Origin of the sequence: Acinetobacter sp. YH12200 (assembly GCF_013418175.1) — a bacterium.
Taxonomy (GTDB): domain Bacteria; phylum Pseudomonadota; class Gammaproteobacteria; order Pseudomonadales; family Moraxellaceae; genus Acinetobacter; species Acinetobacter pseudolwoffii.
Map to the genome: position 1 here is coordinate 63,696 of NZ_VPCO01000012.1, position 16,752 is coordinate 80,447.

General features: G+C 42.0%; 15 protein-coding genes. 7 read left to right on the forward strand and 8 right to left on the reverse strand.

Annotated features, from left to right (window positions below):
* The first annotated feature begins 98 nt into the window (after positions 1-98).
* Positions 99-749: a glutathione S-transferase family protein gene (locus FTU90_RS09620; protein ID WP_180072487.1), complete on the forward strand. Its 651-nt coding sequence runs from the start codon at positions 99-101 to the stop codon at positions 747-749.
* Between the two features lie 39 nt (positions 750-788).
* Here the strand turns inward: FTU90_RS09620 and phoR are convergent, their stop codons facing one another.
* From phoR to FTU90_RS09635, 3 genes are all read right to left on the reverse strand, one after another.
* Positions 789-2,147: a phosphate regulon sensor histidine kinase PhoR gene (phoR, locus tag FTU90_RS09625; RefSeq protein WP_180001344.1), complete on the reverse strand. Its 1,359-nt coding sequence runs from the start codon at positions 2,145-2,147 to the stop codon at positions 789-791.
* 25 nt (positions 2,148-2,172) lie between these two features.
* Positions 2,173-2,883, reverse strand: a complete 711-nt coding sequence (gene phoB, locus FTU90_RS09630; protein ID WP_005094589.1) for a phosphate regulon transcriptional regulator PhoB — start codon at positions 2,881-2,883, stop codon at positions 2,173-2,175.
* 249 nt (positions 2,884-3,132) lie between these two features.
* Entirely contained in the window at positions 3,133-3,810 is a 678-nt protein-coding gene (locus FTU90_RS09635) for a TetR/AcrR family transcriptional regulator (protein WP_005173788.1), read from the reverse strand.
* Between the two features lie 223 nt (positions 3,811-4,033).
* Here FTU90_RS09635 and FTU90_RS09640 point away from each other — a divergent pair, with 223 nt between their 5' ends.
* Positions 4,034-4,882 carry an SDR family oxidoreductase gene (locus tag FTU90_RS09640; protein WP_005094585.1) on the forward strand — a complete coding sequence of 283 codons (849 nt, stop codon included), beginning with the start codon at positions 4,034-4,036 and terminating at the stop codon, positions 4,880-4,882.
* Positions 4,883-4,979: 97 nt separating this feature from the next.
* Here the strand turns inward: FTU90_RS09640 and FTU90_RS09645 are convergent, their stop codons facing one another.
* Both FTU90_RS09645 and FTU90_RS09650 read right to left on the reverse strand, forming a co-directional pair.
* The gene (locus FTU90_RS09645; protein ID WP_180072489.1) at positions 4,980-6,344 is read right to left on the reverse strand and encodes an MATE family efflux transporter; all 1,365 of its coding nucleotides are present in this window, start codon (positions 6,342-6,344) and stop codon (positions 4,980-4,982) included.
* 128 nt (positions 6,345-6,472) lie between these two features.
* Positions 6,473-7,627 carry a methionine aminotransferase gene (locus FTU90_RS09650; RefSeq protein WP_180072491.1) on the reverse strand — a complete coding sequence of 385 codons (1,155 nt, stop codon included), beginning with the start codon at positions 7,625-7,627 and terminating at the stop codon, positions 6,473-6,475.
* 245 nt (positions 7,628-7,872) lie between these two features.
* Between FTU90_RS09650 and FTU90_RS09655 the strand changes: the two genes are divergently transcribed.
* Genes FTU90_RS09655 through FTU90_RS09665 form a run of 3 tightly spaced genes read left to right on the forward strand, consistent with a single transcriptional unit; the run spans position 7,873 to position 13,387 of the window.
* The gene (locus FTU90_RS09655; RefSeq protein WP_180072494.1) at positions 7,873-10,710 is read left to right on the forward strand and encodes a type VI secretion system Vgr family protein; all 2,838 of its coding nucleotides are present in this window, start codon (positions 7,873-7,875) and stop codon (positions 10,708-10,710) included.
* A gap of 17 nt (positions 10,711-10,727) precedes the next feature.
* Complete coding sequence (locus FTU90_RS09660; protein ID WP_180072496.1) at positions 10,728-12,686, forward strand: LysM peptidoglycan-binding domain-containing protein; 1,959 nt, start codon at positions 10,728-10,730, stop codon at positions 12,684-12,686.
* A gap of 14 nt (positions 12,687-12,700) precedes the next feature.
* A complete protein-coding gene (locus FTU90_RS09665; protein WP_100358038.1) occupies positions 12,701-13,387 on the forward strand; it encodes a hypothetical protein in 687 nt (228 codons plus the stop codon).
* A gap of 44 nt (positions 13,388-13,431) precedes the next feature.
* On the opposite strand, the gene FTU90_RS09670 is transcribed toward FTU90_RS09665, so the two are convergent.
* A complete protein-coding gene (locus FTU90_RS09670) occupies positions 13,432-14,352 on the reverse strand; it encodes a Dyp-type peroxidase (protein WP_180072498.1) in 921 nt (306 codons plus the stop codon).
* Between the two features lie 161 nt (positions 14,353-14,513).
* On the opposite strand from FTU90_RS09670, the gene FTU90_RS09675 reads away from it, so the two are divergent.
* Both FTU90_RS09675 and FTU90_RS09680 read left to right on the forward strand, forming a co-directional pair.
* A complete protein-coding gene (locus tag FTU90_RS09675) occupies positions 14,514-15,134 on the forward strand; it encodes a LysE family transporter (protein ID WP_180072500.1) in 621 nt (206 codons plus the stop codon).
* A gap of 91 nt (positions 15,135-15,225) precedes the next feature.
* Positions 15,226-15,480 (forward strand): hypothetical protein, encoded by a 255-nt coding sequence (locus tag FTU90_RS09680; protein WP_100535451.1) that lies wholly within the window; start codon positions 15,226-15,228, stop codon positions 15,478-15,480.
* On the opposite strand, the gene FTU90_RS09685 is transcribed toward FTU90_RS09680, so the two are convergent.
* Both FTU90_RS09685 and znuB read right to left on the reverse strand, forming a co-directional pair.
* Positions 15,463-15,945: a DUF523 domain-containing protein gene (locus FTU90_RS09685; RefSeq protein ID WP_005094567.1), complete on the reverse strand. Its 483-nt coding sequence runs from the start codon at positions 15,943-15,945 to the stop codon at positions 15,463-15,465. The two genes, FTU90_RS09680 and FTU90_RS09685, sit on opposite strands and share 18 nt — an antisense overlap.
* A gap of 3 nt (positions 15,946-15,948) precedes the next feature.
* Positions 15,949-16,749 carry a zinc ABC transporter permease subunit ZnuB gene (gene znuB, locus FTU90_RS09690; protein ID WP_100329705.1) on the reverse strand — a complete coding sequence of 267 codons (801 nt, stop codon included), beginning with the start codon at positions 16,747-16,749 and terminating at the stop codon, positions 15,949-15,951.
* Positions 16,750-16,752: the final 3 nt, after the last annotated feature.

A 16,752-nucleotide genomic window follows, 5' to 3' on the forward strand; every position in this document is an offset into this window, starting at 1 on the left:
TCGAGGGAACATATCATTACAGTCATCAAAACATGAGCTACATTCCGCTGCTTTTTGCTATGCTCAGTGAGCAACAACAATAAAATCATGAGTCTAATATGCGTGTCTTACATCATCTCGAACAATCACGATCATTTCGTATTCTCTGGGCCATGGAAGAATTAGGGCTGGATTACGAGGTTAAATATTATCAGCGCCAGCCTAATCTTTCTGCGCCTGCTGCCTTAAAACAGATTCATCCCTTAGGTAAGGCACCAATTCTGGTCGATCAGGAGCAGGTACTGGCTGAATCTGCAGCGATTCTGGAATATTTACAGGAAAGCTATGATGAACAGCAGCAGTTTCGACCTCAGGATGCGGCCAATAAGGCCCAGTACCGTTACTGGATGCATTATGCTGAAGGTTCGTTAATGCCGTTATTTGTGATGCAGCTGGTGATGACCACCGTGCCTAAACGTACCACCTTGCTGATTCGACCTGTGGCCAAGAAAATCTGTGAGGGAGTGAAAAAGCAGTTTGTACAGAGCCGCTTAAAAGATCATATCCAGTTTCTGGAAAGCTATTTGAGCGAGCATGATTATTTTGCCGGGCATTTCAGTTTTGCCGATATTCAGATGAGTTTTCCTTTGGAGGCCATGCAAAGTCGTACCGGTCAAAGTTATCCTGCGATTCAGGCCTACCTGAAACGGGTATCACAACGTGCTGCCTATGCGCGGGCACTGGCGAAAGAGAAACAGATCGCATCCTGAATAAAAAAGCTGCCGATGGCAGCTTTTTTAATAGGAATATTAGTCTGGAAAACTGAGGCGTTCTTTGGGGAAAATTACCTTAAAAGTAGAGCCCTGGTTTTCCTTGGATTCGATTTCCAGATGTGCCTGATGCTGCATTAATACATGTTTCACAATCGCCAGTCCCAGACCGGTACCACCAGTACGCCGGCTACGGTCTGAATCAATGCGGTAAAACCGTTCAGTCAGACGTGGCAGGTGTTTGGGGTCGATCCCGATGCCGTTATCCTGCACTACAAAATAAGCCGATTCGCCGTCATCATGCCAGCCCATGGTGATGGTGCCACCTTTGGGGGTGTATTTGATCGCATTGGTGATCAGGTTGCTAAAGGCACTGGCCAGTTCCATGTCGGAGCCAATCAGATCACAGTGACTGTCAATATCCAGATTCAGGGTGTGGCCATAATCAATATTATAGGCCTGTGCATCATCAAACAGCTGGTTCATCAGACTCGGCATTTCAATGATCTGGTTTTTGGCAATATTCTTGTCATTTTCCAGACGTGACAGCAGCAGCAGGTCATTGACCAGGGCATTCATGCGTCGGGTCTGCGATTGCATCTGGTCAAAGGCGCGTTTCCAGCGTGGATTGATGTCTTCCTGATCGGTAAAGGTTTCAATATAGCCGCTGAGTACGGTCAAAGGCGTCCGTAATTCATGTGAAATATTGTCGACAAAATCTTTACGCATCTGTTCCAGATTATGCATCCGGGTCACATCATAAGCCACCAGTACCCGACTTTCTCCGCCAAAACGGGTCATTTTGACCTGAACATAATGGTCTTCAAACAGTGAAGAACGCATTTTCAGGCCATCCGGGGATTCATCAATATGATGATAATATTCAATAAAACTTGGTTGACGCAATAAGGTTAAAATATTGCGGCGACGGTCATCACTGGAAATGCCGAGTAGCCGTTCGGCCGCCGGATTCCACCATTCAATCTGCTGGTTTTCATCAATCAGTACCACGGCTTCTTGCAAGGCCACCAGTGAAGACTGGGCGCGATCGATCAGCTCGACCATTTCAGCCTGAACAATGCGTTCCTGACGCTGGGCGCGGTAGACATTGAATAACAGTGCGCCCCAAATTCCGCCAATATTCGGTGGAACATCATAAGGGCGATTGGAAATCCATTCATTGACCAGATATAAAGAGCGCATCTGGGTGCTAAAGAACGCCACAAAGGCAATGACGATACAAATCCAGAAATACCCAATCCCAAAACCGATAAGGCTGGCGATGATCAGGAAAAAAGCCAGTAAGCGTAAATCCTGTTTGGCAAAATCCCATAAACTGCTGTAACGGATTCTTTTGTGCTCACGTGCCAGTTCGGGGACAGGGTAGGGTTCATACATAAAACAAGATTTACCTTAAAAGACGTTAACCTAAAGCCACATCTGCACGGGTTGAAAAACGGTAACCGGTTCCACGTACGGTTTGTACATAGCGGTTTGCGCCATAAGGTTCCAGCACTTTGCGCAAACGGCGTATATGGACGTCAATAGTGCGGTCTTCAATATAGACGTTGCCGCCCCAAACCTGATCCAGCAATTGCGCACGGGTATAGGCACGTTCCGGATGGGTCATAAAGAACGCCAATAGACGGTATTCAGTTGGCCCCATTTCCAGAATTTTATCGCCAAAATTAACCCGCTGACTGACCGGATCCAGAATCAGGCCATTGGCATCAATGGTTTTTTCACCGCTGAGTGCATTGGCACGGCGCAGGACAGCTTTAATGCGTGACACCAGTTCCCGGGTCGAGAACGGCTTGGTCATGTAATCATCGGCACCGGCATCCAGACCTTGTACTTTGTGGTCTTCTTCACCGCGTGCGGTCAGCATGATCACCGGAATTTCTGACAGGCTTTCATCACGTTTCAGACGACGACATAGATCTACACCGCTGATCCCGCCCGGCATCATCCAGTCCAGCAAAATCAGTGCCGGACGCTGATCCACAATCATCTGATGAGCCTGCTTGGCATCTTCGGCCTGTAAGCATTGAAAACCGGCCATATCCAGAGAGGTATGGATCATTTCCCGAATCGGGAGTTCGTCATCGACGATTAATATGTAGTCATCTTTCACAACGCAATACCCTATTTCATGTAAACGGTGAACCGTTTTATATTTATGACAGGCTTATTACAAAGACTAATTATGACAGTATCATTGCAGAAAGGGAAAAACTGCTGAAATTCGCAAAGATTTGTGACAATTTTAGTAAAGAAACTTGTTAAAAAATCATAAATTAATTTTACTTTTATCGATGCTTCAGCAGAAACCTGCAATCTGTTTTAGAATGCAGAAAATCTGATTAAACCTTCGATTTAACAGCTATTTTTTGTCGGAAAATGACTCTAATAGTGCCAAAAATACCACACTGCACGATGATAAAACTTCCTCCAATGACTGCTTGAATCCGCTCATGACCCAGCGAATAGCAATTTGGGTGACATAGCCATTTAACCCGGTTGACACCAGTGAAATTTCCTGCTCACTACGATTTAACTGCGGCATCATTAACATGACAAAGGCATGAATCATGCGGTCGAAGCGCGACATGGTTTCATGAATGGTGGCCTGATTATGCAACTCCTGTACCAGCATGGCATCAATATAAATGATCCGTGCCATACGCGGATTGTCACGCAAGGTGCTAAGCAGGGCAGTCAGACCCGCTTCAATCATTTTTTTCGGATCAGTGGATGCCTGCATCATGGCCTGCATGACATTCTGTTGCAGTTCATCAATCAGTTTTAAAAAGATGGTCTGAAACAGGTGCTCACTTTTTTTAAAAGATTCATAAAAATAACGTTCGGTCAGTTTGGCTTCATTGCAGATATCTTTTACGGTTACTGAAAAAAAGCCATGGCTGCCATAAGCTTCAATGCCGGCTTCAATCAGCTTTTCACGACGTACCTGCTGTCGCTCAGCCATCGACAGGCCTTTAAACTGACGTTCCTTGCTTTTGGGTGGTCGTGATGGTGCTGCTGCATTGATTGAATCGGTCATAAGGCCTGGCTACTCATCTGCATGAAGATTTTGAATATCTTAGCAATAAATCACGCTTTGACCTATGTCGAAATTCAGCAGAGGAATTTGGCCGCTAAGGACATCGGATAATTATTGACAATCTATATTGTCAAAATTATATTGAGGATCTGTGCTAACTCCTGAAACAACAGAGCAAGATCCTGCTGTCATGGAAGAGCAGTTATTTACATAAGGAAATTCAATGAAAAATTTTAAGAATAAAGTCGCTGCCATTACCGGTGCCGGTTCAGGGATCGGTCAGCAACTGGCAGTTTTGCTGGCACAGCAAGGCTGTCATCTGGCACTAAGTGATATTAATGAACAGGGACTGGCACAAACGGTTGAATTGTTGCAGGGCAGTGATGTTCGGGTGACGAGTCAAAAAGTCAACGTGGCCAAGCTACAAGAGGTACGCAACTGGGCAGCACAGGTGGAGCAGGATCATGGCAGTGTCAATATGATCTTTAACAATGCCGGCGTGGCACTTGGCTGCACCGTAGAAGGTGCGAGCTATGAAGATCTGGAATGGATCGTCGACATTAATTTCTGGGGCGTGGTGTATGGCACCAAAGAATTTTTGCCTTTAATCAAGAAAACCGGCGATGGTCATGTGATTAATATTTCCAGTCTGTTTGGTTTAACCGCGCAGCCGACCCAGTCGGCATATAACGCGACCAAGTTTGCAGTGCGTGGTTTTACCGAATCCTTGCGTCAGGAACTTGATCTGCAAAATTGCGGTGTGAGTGCACTTTGTGTACATCCGGGGGGAATCCGTACCAATATTGCCAATGCTGCGAAAATGAATGACAGTATGCTGACCTTGGGCATGAATCCGGAAAAAGCCGCCCGTAATTTTAATAAACTGCTGCGTTGCCCGCCAGTAGAAGCCGCTCGTCAGATTCTGGAGGCGGTACAGAAAGACAAACGCCGTTTATTAATTGGTAACGATGCCAAAGCTGTTGATTTGATTCAACGGATCTTGCCAAGCGGCTATCAGCATGTCACTGCACTGGCAAGCCAATTCGGCAAAAAGAAGAAAAAATCTGCTTAAATCATTGGATATTAAACCCGCAAAAGCGGGTTTTTAATCTTTTATTGTAGATCAGGAGTGAGTTGCTGTAAGGCTGTAGGCATGTAAAATAATGAAGCTAAACCAATATTTTAATGGTTTTTTTCTTCCAGACCAACTGATAATACAGTCCCTGCAAAATACACATGCTGACAAAGGCCAATGCATAGGCATACCAGATCCCTTCCAGCCCCCACCACCGGCTAAACAGATAAGCGGCAGGAACTTCAATACAGAGAATTGCAAAAATATTGATCAGCATCGGTGCAGTTACCGTACCACTTGAACGCATAATTGACGCAAAAATGGCGCTGGCACCAAAGAATAAAATAGACCAAAGCACAATGAATAAAAGTTGCTGACCCAGCACCACGACCTGAGGATCAGTAATAAACAGTGCCATTAAATATTTTGAGAACAGATAGGCCAAAACTACCAAACTGCCAGTAAACAGAATATTCATACTGAGTGCAGTCCGTGTGACTTTATTCAGTAAATCGGATTTTCCTGCACCAATCGCTTGTGCACCAAACACAGAAGCTGCAATCGCAATCGACAGAGCAGGAAACTGGATATAATTTAACACCTGGTTGACCGCACCATAGGCAGCCGTTGCTTCTGCGCCATAGCGGTTGACCAAGCCGACAATCACCAGACCGGCGACAGAAGTCGTGATCATCTGTATTCCAGTCGGAACGCCCAGACTTAAAATAATTTTGCTTAATTTAGGCTGATGGCGGATATGTTTTAATAATGCCCAGTCGAGCCTGAGCGGATGTTGTTTATAATTTAAATACAGGACTAGAAACAACAATACGGCCAGATTACCCAAAATGGTGGCAATTGCCGGCGAGATAATACCCATTTGGGGAAAGCCAAAATATCCGGCAATTAATATCGGGGTGACTACCAAGCCCACGCCAATGGTGAGTGCGGAAGCAAACAGCGGTGTGGTGCTGTCGCCTACACCGCGCAAGATAGAGGTATAAATAATATAAATAAAAATTAGGGGACTACCTGCCAGCATCCATTGCACATAGGGCAAGGATAAATGCATCACCTCCGGATCTGTACCGAGCACCAAGAGGATATTTTCGGCAAAAATCACACCAAACAGCGCGATCAAGCTTCCGCCAATCAAGGTCATAAATAAAGTTGAACCGACCACACAGCGCACTTTTTCGATATTTTTTGCGCCCCAAGCCTGTCCAATAAGTACAGTAGAACCGGCAGATAAGCCAATGACAAAAGCCATCAAACAAAACAGGATCGGGAAAAATACCGCAACCGCAGCAATGGCATTGACTCCCAGCATTTGCCCGACAAAAACCGTATTAATCGTGCCTGAAAGGCTTTGCAGGATGTTGGTTGCAATTAATGGCAACAGAAATACCAGAAAGGCCTTCCATAAATTCTGTTGTTGGATCAGTGATTGCTGTGCCATGCCCTATCCTGTTATTGATTTTTCATCTATTTAATTATGTCGCTATTATTGAATAAAGCAGAAATAAAGGCCTTAGCTTTTAAGTAACTAAGGCATTTATTTTATAAGAATTTTAGTTAAAATTTGAATTAAACCTTTGAAAGAATTTGACCTGCCTGAATCAGGGTCTGTTCTTTTTTTGCAAAACAGAACCTGAGCAGGCGTAAATCGGCAGGCGCTTGCTGGTAGAACACAGAGACTGGAATTGCCACGATCCCGTGTTGCTCTGCCAGAAAATGACACATCTCTACATCATTTAAATCAGGCCGGATAGCCGAATAATCGAGATTCTGGAAATAAGTTCCTTGAGAGGGCGTCCATTTAAAACGTGATGTTTCTATTGATGAATTAAATAGATCACGTTTGTTTTGATAGAACCGGGAAAGTTCGCGTATATGTTCAGGATGCTGTTGCATGTATTCCGCCAAAGCCACCTGAATCGGAGTCACGCCACAGAAGCTGGCAAACTGATAAATCTGTCTGAACATTTTCATGAGTGGCGGTGCCGCAATACAAAAACCGGTTTTCCAGCCGGTGACATGAAAGGTTTTACCAAAAGAACCAATCACGAAGCTACGCTCGCGCAGTTCAGGAAATGACCAGGCTGAATGGTGCTGAACGCCGTCAAAAACCAGATGTTCATAGACTTCATCGGATAACACCACAATATTGCGCTCACGGATCAGCTCAATCAGATGCTGCCAGTCTGCTCTTGACCAGACACTACCGCTGGGATTATGTGGGGTATTGACCACTATCATGCGGGTATGGTCATTGATGGCATCTTTCACCTGATTCCAGTCCACAGAAAACTCTGGATGCTGTAATGCAATATGTACGGGCGTTGCACCAGCCAGCTGTACTGCAGGTGCATAACTGTCATAGCTCGGATCGAAAATAATCACTTCATCACCCGCACGAACTGTGGCCTGAATCGCACAAAAAATCGCAATTGTGGCGCCGGAAGTAATCGTGATCTCTTCTAGCGGGGCAATGCTCAATTGATCGCGCTGTTGATACAGATCGGCCACCAGACCACGCAATATCGGCAAGCCATCTCCAGGTGCATACTGGTTAAATCCGTCACGACTGGCTCGGCTCAAAGCCTCAATCAATGCCGGTGGCGCAGGAAAGTCTGGAAATCCCTGTGAAAGGTTCAATGCGCCGAGTCTTCGTGCCAGGGCCGACATGGTGCTAAAAATCGTGATGCCTAGATCAGGCAGTTTAGAGGGGAATTTCAGCATGTCCTTGGCCTTGAAAATAAGATTGAATCCAGTGTAGCAGCAAGTTCTACTCTGGATAATCAGAAAATTCTGAAATATTTGGCATTATTTTTACCTCTATTTTTCAGAGATTTATTGAATAGGTGCAATTGAATTACTGAAAATCAAATGCCTAATTATGTGAAATGCACACCGAGCTGGACGAAATGGACAACTTTTCCTAGAATTTGCTCCACAATAATAATGCTTAAAACTATAACTATAAAATGCCAAAACATATTCATCTGCTGCTGGAGCAACTTGGGCTGAACCGGCAGCATCGTGCGCTGCATCTGCAGTTTTCACATCTGCTCTTAAATCATCAGGTCCTGATTCAGCGGATTGATGGCCAGCATCAGATTAATCAGGGTCTGCAGGCAGAACTGATCTGCCTTTCTACGCAGGCCAATCTTGCTTTAAAGCAATTTATAGGCTGTCAGGTGGCAGTAGATCAGGTAACAGATCGTGGCGAACTTTTTCGAACCAGTGGCATTATTACCGCAGCCAGTCAGGGACACAGCGACGGTGCCTTGAGTCTGTATAAACTGACCATGCAGGATGCTACTGCACTCTGGCACAAACGCCGTAATAGTCGGGTGTTTATGAATAAGAGCGTGCGCGAAATCAGTGAAATATTATTTAGTGAATGGCAAAGTAGAAGTGCATTATTTGCAGCCAGTCTTAGTCTGGACCTGACCGGATTAAATCGGGATTACGATGTACGCCCTTTTGTGATGCAGTCCAATGAGTCGGATTATGATTTTTTAACGCGTTTATGGCGTAGTGAAGGAATAAGCTGGCTGATTGATGAAAAGCACTCCATTGTTCCGGTGTCCGCTACTGAGATTCAGCCGCAGAACCTGCGTTTAATCGATCATTCTCAAGCCTTTTCAGCTTTAAAACGCCGTTCAATCCGCTTCCATCGCAGTCATGCCACCGAGCAGTTTGATACGCTGACCAGTCTGATTGCCGTACGTCAGCTTAATTCCAACAGTACCCATACCCAGCGCTGGCAAGCGCAGCACCTTGCGCAGGATCAAAGCCAGTCCTTATTAAATACTCATCAGCAAAGTAGCGTGCAGGATACGGCCAGTCTGAATCTTGAAGATGCCTGGAACATTAGTCCGGCCTGGACAGGTGATTTGAATGCCGAGGATCAGGTGACGGCATCTGGTACGGCACAACTGGAACGACTGAATCAGCAGCTCAATCATTATCATGCGCTGCAATCCAAATATTTTAAAGCCAGCAGCAGTGTACGTGATGCTCAGGTCGGGTATTGGTTTGAATTAAAACAGCATGCTGAAATTGATCAGCATCCCGTGCATGAGCGTGAATTTTTGATTTTGGGTAAACGCTTCTATAACCAGAATAATTTACCTAAAGATATTTTATTGCAGCTAGACAGCTTGCTCGGTCAAAGTGATTGGCAAATTTCGGAGGAAGAACGGCAGGCCAATGAGTTGTATATCGTCCGCCGTGACATCCCAGTCGTACCTGAATATCAGCCTTTTATGCATCGCCCCGTTGCATATCCGCAGCGAGCTCGAGTGGTCGGGCCTGAAGGTGAAACAATCCATGTCGATGCTTGGGGAAGAGTGAAAATTCATTTTCTATTTACCCGAAGCGATGACCATCAACATGATGCCGGTGCAGGCAGCAATGACAATGATAGCGATTCGGCCTGGATTGATGTATTAACCCCTTGGGCTGGTGAAGGTTATGGAGTCAGATTGCATCCACGAGTTGGTGAAATGGTGGTGATTGATTTTTTTGAAGGCGATATCGATCGGCCCTTTGTTATGGGACGGATTCACGAAGCAGAACGACATCCAGTGATGTTTGATGCGAAGGGACAATTACCAGCCACCAGAAAACTCAGTGGGATCCGTTCCCAAGAAGTAGAGGGTGAGGGTTTCAACCAGCTGCGTTTTGATGATACGACGGATCAGATTAGTGCGCAGTTACACAGTAGTCATGGGGCTAGCCAGTTGAATTTAGGACATCTCAGTCATCCTAAAGAAACCGAATCGAGTGAAAGTCGTGGGGAAGGGTTTGAACTAAGGACAGATCAGTGGGGGGCAGTACGAACAGGGCAAGGTTTACTGATTTCGACCTATTCGCAAGATGCTGCAGCAGGTAATCACTTGGATGCTAAGCCTGCCAAGAACCAGATGGAATCAAATCTGAATAACACCAAAGTTCTGAGTGACATGGCAGAAGCTCAGCAGACTGATCCGCTTGAGCTTTTTAATAGCTTAAAACAATTTCTGAATCAACTTGAAACTGAAGATGCGAACAAAGCCACTGCATTTAAACAGGCTGTTATGGTATTAACGGCACCACATTCGATTGCGCTGAGTACAAATGAAAATATTCATTTATCTGCAGACCAGCAGATAAATTACAGTGCAGGGGAAAATATCCATCTATCGACTCAACAGTCTCTGATTGCACATGCGCAGCACAAGATCAGCCTATTTGCTGCTCAGAACGGAGCACGCTTATATGCAGGCAAAGGTAAAATTGAAATACAGGCCCAAGATGATGCCATCGAAGCAATTGCACGGAAGGTGATTAATCTGATTTCAACTGAAGACAAAATTGAGATCACCAGTCCGAAAGAGATCCTGCTAACCGCAGGAGGGTCTCAAATAAAGATTAATAGCAGTGGAGTGTGTGTCACAACTGGTGGGAAATTTGAGTGTAAGGCGGGGCAGCATAGTTTTATGGGAGGGGCTAAAACTTTTTATGATTTACCTGAGTTGCCTAAAATTGGTCCATATGCTGTAGATTTTTTATTTACTAGTTTGGGCGGTACAGGAATTGAAGGTGCAGAGGTAACTATGTTCACACCTGAAAATAAGGAAATTTTATGGGAAGGTAAAACTGATTTAAAGGGTAAGTCTGAATTATCTATTTTTCAAAAATCATTAGCTTATGAAGCATTAGTAGGATTTAAACAATGGTCTAGTAGCTTTGAAGATTTGGAATTTAAAGTGCCTGATATAGAAGATGAGTTTGATGTGGGAGAGCATGGAATTCAGTTGGAAGATATTGAATAATTATAAAGGTAGTCTCTGTGAATTATTATATCGTAAAAAAAGGAGATACATTATGGGGTATCTCGAGAAAATTTAATATTACTGTGAAAAAAATAGCAGAAATTAATGAATTAGATACTTCTATGATCCATAAAATAAGAATAGGTCAAAAAATTTATATTAATGAAAAGAATAAGATTAATGCTGAAGTGGTTTTAAAAATCATATTATTAGATTTATCTTTTAAGTCAATTCCAAAAGGTACTGTAAAGCTAGAATATGATGATAAGTCAAAAGAAATAATTTTTAAAGATGGTGTAATCTATAATATAGAAATATTAGACCATTTAAAAGGACTAAAAATTTATTATAAAAATATTAAAGGTGCCTTTGATCTAATAGCTCATCATAAAAAATTACCTATAGGAAAAAAAGTTTTAAGATTAACTTCAAGACAAATGAAGGTTTCAGGTGTACATTATCCTAAGTCTGGTATAGCCCAACAGACATTAGATGAAATTAAACAATCATTAAAAAATTTAGCAGACCCAGTTATAATGGGAGGAAGTAAAAAAATAGATGAGCTACATACTAATAAATCATCTTTGCCGGAGCCAAGAAGTGATCAAAAAAGGACTGATTCAGGTAATAGTACTCATATAATTGCAAGCCAATTTACAGAAGAAAACTTTATTCTAAGTAGCGTCAATAATAAATATAGAAAATTCGTTATAGAGGCTTCGAAGCGGCATAATTTTACACCTCATAGCCTCGCAGCTTTAATTCATGCTGAGGCTGCAAAAAAAAGTAATGGTGAATGGGATCCGGAAAGTTTTAATGCAAGTACAAATGCTGCTGGACTAACACAATTTTTAAAAAGTACTTGGCTTGAAATTTGTAAAAATCAACATACTCTAATAGGACAATATGCTTCAAAAAATAAGAAGCTCACTGAGAAGCAACTTCTCAATTTGAGATTCATTCCTGAATTCTCTATTGATGCAGCAGCAGCTTATGCAGTCGTTAACTTTAAATGGTCAAAATTGCCTTATCAAAAATTAACAGAACCAAGTTCAATAGCGAAATTTGCTTATCTATTACATCATGAAGGAGCGGGTGGTACTAGGTCATTCATACAAAATAGTTTTTCTCAACAAAGAGCGAAGAATTTGTTATTTGCACAATTTGGAAGTAAAGGTAAACAAAGAGCCTCAGATTATTTGAAAAGATATAATGATGATGCAAAAGCTGCCTATGGAGCATGGTTAAGAGCTTATATTGATGCACATATTAATATTTATGATTATGTACTGGATAAATCAAAAACTTCCGGGGTAAATTTATCTTTAGAAGAAACAATAAAAATTTTATTAGAACAAACTTCTTCACCAACACCAACACCAACACCAACACCAACACCAACACCAACACCAATCTTAAGTAAAGAAGTACAAGAAAATAAACCTGTAGGAGGAAGTGAAATATGGGTAGATCCTTTAGCAGTAAATAAGTTAAGAACTGCTGGTCTTGCAAATATCAAAAGTGCCACTTTTGGGAAGGTTAGAAATGGAGGTACAAGAAATCATCAGGGTATAGATCTAGCTGCTGACTCAGGTACAAATATTTTTGCAGTATGTAGTGGCATTATTGCTGTTGCAAAGGATAGTGGAGGGCCATATGGTAAAATTGTTGTATTAGAAGTAAACATTGATGACCTGCCTATACAACAAAAAAATTATGCATTAAAAAACATTATAAACAGTAATTTTATTTATTTTTTTTATGCACATCTATCTACAATAAATGTTGAAAAGGGAGATGCTGTGGATGTTACAACAGTTTTAGGTAAAACAGGTTCTAGTGGAAATGCGAGTGGAATGACTACTATTTCAAAGGGTGGACATTTACATTTTGAGACAAGAAGCTCGCCATTATTGGGTAAAGGCCTACAAGGAAGATTTGATCCTATCCCCTTTTTTTTAAATAAATTAATTTAGGCTTTTTAAAAAATATGAAAATAATTAAATTCCTAGTAATAATTAGTACTTTTTTTTCATTATCGTGTCATTCGAATAATATAGATTGGAATGATTATCAGCAAAGTGCTATACAAACCAATGAGCCAATTTTGTTTTTAGATCAATTTGGTAGTTTTTCTCAATTAAATGAAAACTTAAAGTTAGGTTTGGTTGATTACGGTAATAAAAATAAAAAATATTCTGGTGGAAATTATATTCTTAAAAGTTATGGTGTTGAGGTCTTTAATAATCAAATAGAATATACTTTGTTCCAAAGTACAGTGCCTTTAAAATCTAGTGTCGATTTAAAGATACTATATCAAGATGAAAAAATAGTAGCTTTTCGAACAAGAGAATTTAGTGAAATAGATTATGTGAAAAGAGCTTATAAAAAATTTAGTTCTAATATATTTATATATAATAAATTATCAAATTTAGTAGTCGAGGTTCCAGTAGTAGATTCTTCATCTAAGAGTTTAGAAAGTAATTATTTAAATATATTGGCTGGTGATAATTTTTCTTATTTTGTCAAAGAAAGAGAATATCTATATGAGGCGGATATCAGCGAAGGTAACGGTAAAATTAATAATTATAAATTAGTATTGAATTTAGAATTAAAATGTTTATTCTATACATTAGGTTGTGAAAATATAAATTCTAAGAAATTACTGAAAAAATAAGTTACTAGATTGCTACATCATTAATGTAGCAATCTTTTTTAACTTCACCCTTCCAAAACTTCTTCCAACAACTCTTCACTCGGTGCAAAGTAATATGCTCCATCTAGTGGAGTGACGAAGTGTAGCAAGCGGTCATGGATCCCATCGCCAGACGTACCAAACATACGCTCTAACATGGCATCAATAATAGTTAAATCTTTGGTATAGGCAATGAAGAATAGACCTTGGTCACCACGGCCATCACCATAAGGCAAGGAATGACGGAGAATCTCCATTTCTTCGCCTTCTTCATCTTCCACTACAGTACGTGCAACGTGAGCATTTGCCGGTTTAACCTCATCCTCCAGTTCAATCGATTCCAGTTTGGTACGACCCATCACTTGCTCTTGAGTATCGACTTTCAGCTTTTTCCACTTTTTCAGATCATGCGCATAACGCTGGGCAAAAATAAATGAACCATCCTGGAAAATGCCCGTATCTTCACCAAGTAATGCCACCTCAGCACGATCATCTGGGAATTGCGGATTTTCAGTGCCATCAATAAAGCCTGTCACATCACGGCCATCAAAATAGCGGAAGCAGACACGTTCATCCAGAACTTCAACCTGATCCTGAATTCCTTCAAAAAAAGCCTGACTCAGCGCAAAACAGATATCCGCCCGTGCACTGGCAATATGAATCAGAATATCTGCCGGAACAACCGGCATTGCAAATGAACCCTGAATCGGTTCAAGCTGTTTGAAACCTGCAGGGCTTTGTGAATAAAGTCTTGACCAAAGCTCAGGACCAAAAGCGACCGCTGTTTTAATTTGTGCTTGAGGATGTTGCGTAATCAGACGATCACGAGAAGTAAAAAGATGTTCTAATTTTTCTTTGAGTGCTTCAATATTTAAGTCTTTAAGACGCAATACAATAAAGCGAGCATGATCTGAGGGGAGGGGCAAGATTACCGATTGGGCTGTCATTCATGGCTCCTGTAATGATAAATCCTGTTTTTTAATGCACATATTGTGCCTGAAGCTCTGCAGAGTGAACAGTGCAGCGCCTTATATTTAAGCAATTTTTTAGCCTGAATCTATTGGATAAGTCCTATAATATTGTGCAAGTTTTCCAGAGTTCAATGTTCATGTCCTACCAAATGTGGTTTGCCTATATGCTGGCCTGTTGGGTGATTAGTGTTTCACCCGGTGCAGGGGCAATTTCTTCGATGTCGAGTGGGCTGAATTATGGTTTTCGGCATGGCTACTGGAATGCATTGGGTCTGCAACTGGCATTACTGGTGCAGATTGCAGTGGTGGCAGCCGGAGTGGGGGTGCTGTTTGCGACCACGCCATGGGCATTTTTGGTGGTGAAATGGTTTGGTGTGGGCTATTTATTATATTTGGCTATTTTACAGTGGAAAGCGCCACTACAATCCATTGAAATTAAACATGAATTGGCACGTAAGTCTGCGGGGAAACTGGTTTTATATGGTTTCTTGGTGAATATGAGTAACCCCAAAGCCATTGTGTTTTTACTGGCTGTATTGCCACAATTTCTGGATTTATCCAAATCACAATGGATTCAGTATGTGATTATGGCGCTGACCATGATCACGATTGATCTGATTGTGATGGCGGGCTACACGGGGCTTGCTGCAAAAGTTTTACGATTGCTCAAGTCACCAAAACAACAGAAAATTCTAAATCGTACATTTGCCGTATTATTCGGTTGTGCTGCTAGTTTGTTGAGTTTGGTACATCAATAACAGTATGGAATACATTTTTAAGTCTATTAATTGATTTTTAAGCGTATTTCATCTAGTTTGATCGCATGAAAACAACAATAGGCAAAGCAGCATGTCAACGCCATTATGGATTTTGATCTATGTCTTACACTGCATTTTAACCAAGTGGATTATTTCGTGGGGCGGGGCAGCATATATTAGAGGCTGGAAAACATGGTTTGTGTTTAACATATCTCAATCTGAAGAATGGACGAAAGATCAGGTAATTATGATGGCGTGGTTCTTTTGGATTGCATTCACGATTTTATTTTTGATTGGGCTGTTTAATCCTGAATTTCGCTTTTATAAATTAAAGAATAGTCTGTGATAATTGCGCCAAGAATTCATCTTCAGTCATCACAACAATGCCATGTTGTTTAAAGAGTGCAGCGGTAACACCATCGCCCTGAATTTTATGTCCTGAAAATGATCCGTTATAAATCAAATCACTACCACAAGAGGGACTGTGGGCTTTAAGAATTGCATGTGTGGCGTGAAAGTCTTGCGCAACTTTTAAAGCGAGATATGCACCTTGTATAAAAGCTTGAGAAACATCATTGCCTAGAATATCTATAACTAAAGATTTTTGCGCAAGTACATCTAAGCCTGAACCATTTTGAATTTCGGCAGGTGGACGTGGAATCGGTAGTCCACCTGAGATTTCAGGACACAGACTGATATATTGATTTGGAACTAAAGATTCGAGCACTTCTTTGACAAGGCAATCCTTGCCATCGTAACGAACTTTTTGACCGAGCAAACAGGCACTCACAAAGTAGCGTTTAGTCCCCATGTCCTAGCTCAGCTTTTTAAATTTTTGAAAGATAAACATCATTGCAAATAACACTGCCATGGTCAGCACAATGGTCAGCCCAGTTGAAGTATTAAGGCCTGCGCTCGACCAGAGGCCTACTGTCACACCAATCTGTGCAATCACGAATGCCCAGATCACCATTTGGCGTGGAGAGTTTGCCAGAAGGCGAGCAGTCAGAGCAGGAATAACCAACAATGCACCCATCAATAGGGAACCGACCGCGCGTAAAGCCAGTACAGTAAATAGCGCAAGCAATAACATAAAGATCAGGCGTTGCCATTTGGCATTTACCCCTTCACTGACCGCCATATCCGGATCAATCGCGATCTGAATCTGGGCTTGCCAGCTTTTATATAAAACACCTAAGGCCAGAATGATCACAATGGCGAACGTGGGCAAGTCCGTCCAGGAAATGGTCAGTAGATCACCGAATAAATAGCTGAGCAGTTCAGGTCTTAAACTTGGTAAATGTTGAATAAACAATAAACCCGAGCAAAGTAAGGTCGCTGAACACAGTGCAAGCAGGGCATCATTGGGGAGGCGGGGATCATGTAGCACCCACAGAATGGCAACCAGCAATAATGCCAAGAAGGTCACGCCCATCCACAGCGGTAGACTTAAGGCGCCTGCAATCGCAACACCCAGTAAAGTACCATGTGCCATAGTATCAGCAAAAAATGACATACGACGCCACAGCATCAAGCAGCCTAGTGGTGCCGTCAGAAACACCAGTAGCGTGCCCATAATCCATGCAGGTAAAAGGAGTTGTAACCAATCCATCATGGT

What these genes read in the sequence shown, in the direction of transcription:
- FTU90_RS09620 (WP_180072487.1), top strand. Translation starts at nt 99, where the DNA reads ATGCGTGTCTTACATCATCTCGAACAATCACGATCATTTCGTATTCTC.
- phoR (WP_180001344.1), bottom strand. Translation starts at nt 2,147, where the DNA reads ATGTATGAACCCTACCCTGTCCCCGAACTGGCACGTGAGCACAAAAGA.
- FTU90_RS09635 (WP_005173788.1), bottom strand. Translation starts at nt 3,810, where the DNA reads ATGACCGATTCAATCAATGCAGCAGCACCATCACGACCACCCAAAAGC.
- FTU90_RS09640 (WP_005094585.1), top strand. Translation starts at nt 4,034, where the DNA reads ATGAAAAATTTTAAGAATAAAGTCGCTGCCATTACCGGTGCCGGTTCA.
- FTU90_RS09645 (WP_180072489.1), bottom strand. Translation starts at nt 6,344, where the DNA reads ATGGCACAGCAATCACTGATCCAACAACAGAATTTATGGAAGGCCTTT.
- FTU90_RS09650 (WP_180072491.1), bottom strand. Translation starts at nt 7,627, where the DNA reads ATGCTGAAATTCCCCTCTAAACTGCCTGATCTAGGCATCACGATTTTT.
- FTU90_RS09655 (WP_180072494.1), top strand. Translation starts at nt 7,873, where the DNA reads ATGCCAAAACATATTCATCTGCTGCTGGAGCAACTTGGGCTGAACCGG.
- FTU90_RS09665 (WP_100358038.1), top strand. Translation starts at nt 12,701, where the DNA reads ATGAAAATAATTAAATTCCTAGTAATAATTAGTACTTTTTTTTCATTA.
- FTU90_RS09670 (WP_180072498.1), bottom strand. Translation starts at nt 14,352, where the DNA reads ATGACAGCCCAATCGGTAATCTTGCCCCTCCCCTCAGATCATGCTCGC.
- FTU90_RS09675 (WP_180072500.1), top strand. Translation starts at nt 14,514, where the DNA reads ATGTCCTACCAAATGTGGTTTGCCTATATGCTGGCCTGTTGGGTGATT.
- FTU90_RS09680 (WP_100535451.1), top strand. Translation starts at nt 15,226, where the DNA reads ATGTCAACGCCATTATGGATTTTGATCTATGTCTTACACTGCATTTTA.
- FTU90_RS09685 (WP_005094567.1), bottom strand. Translation starts at nt 15,945, where the DNA reads ATGGGGACTAAACGCTACTTTGTGAGTGCCTGTTTGCTCGGTCAAAAA.
- znuB (WP_100329705.1), bottom strand. Translation starts at nt 16,749, where the DNA reads ATGATGGATTGGTTACAACTCCTTTTACCTGCATGGATTATGGGCACG.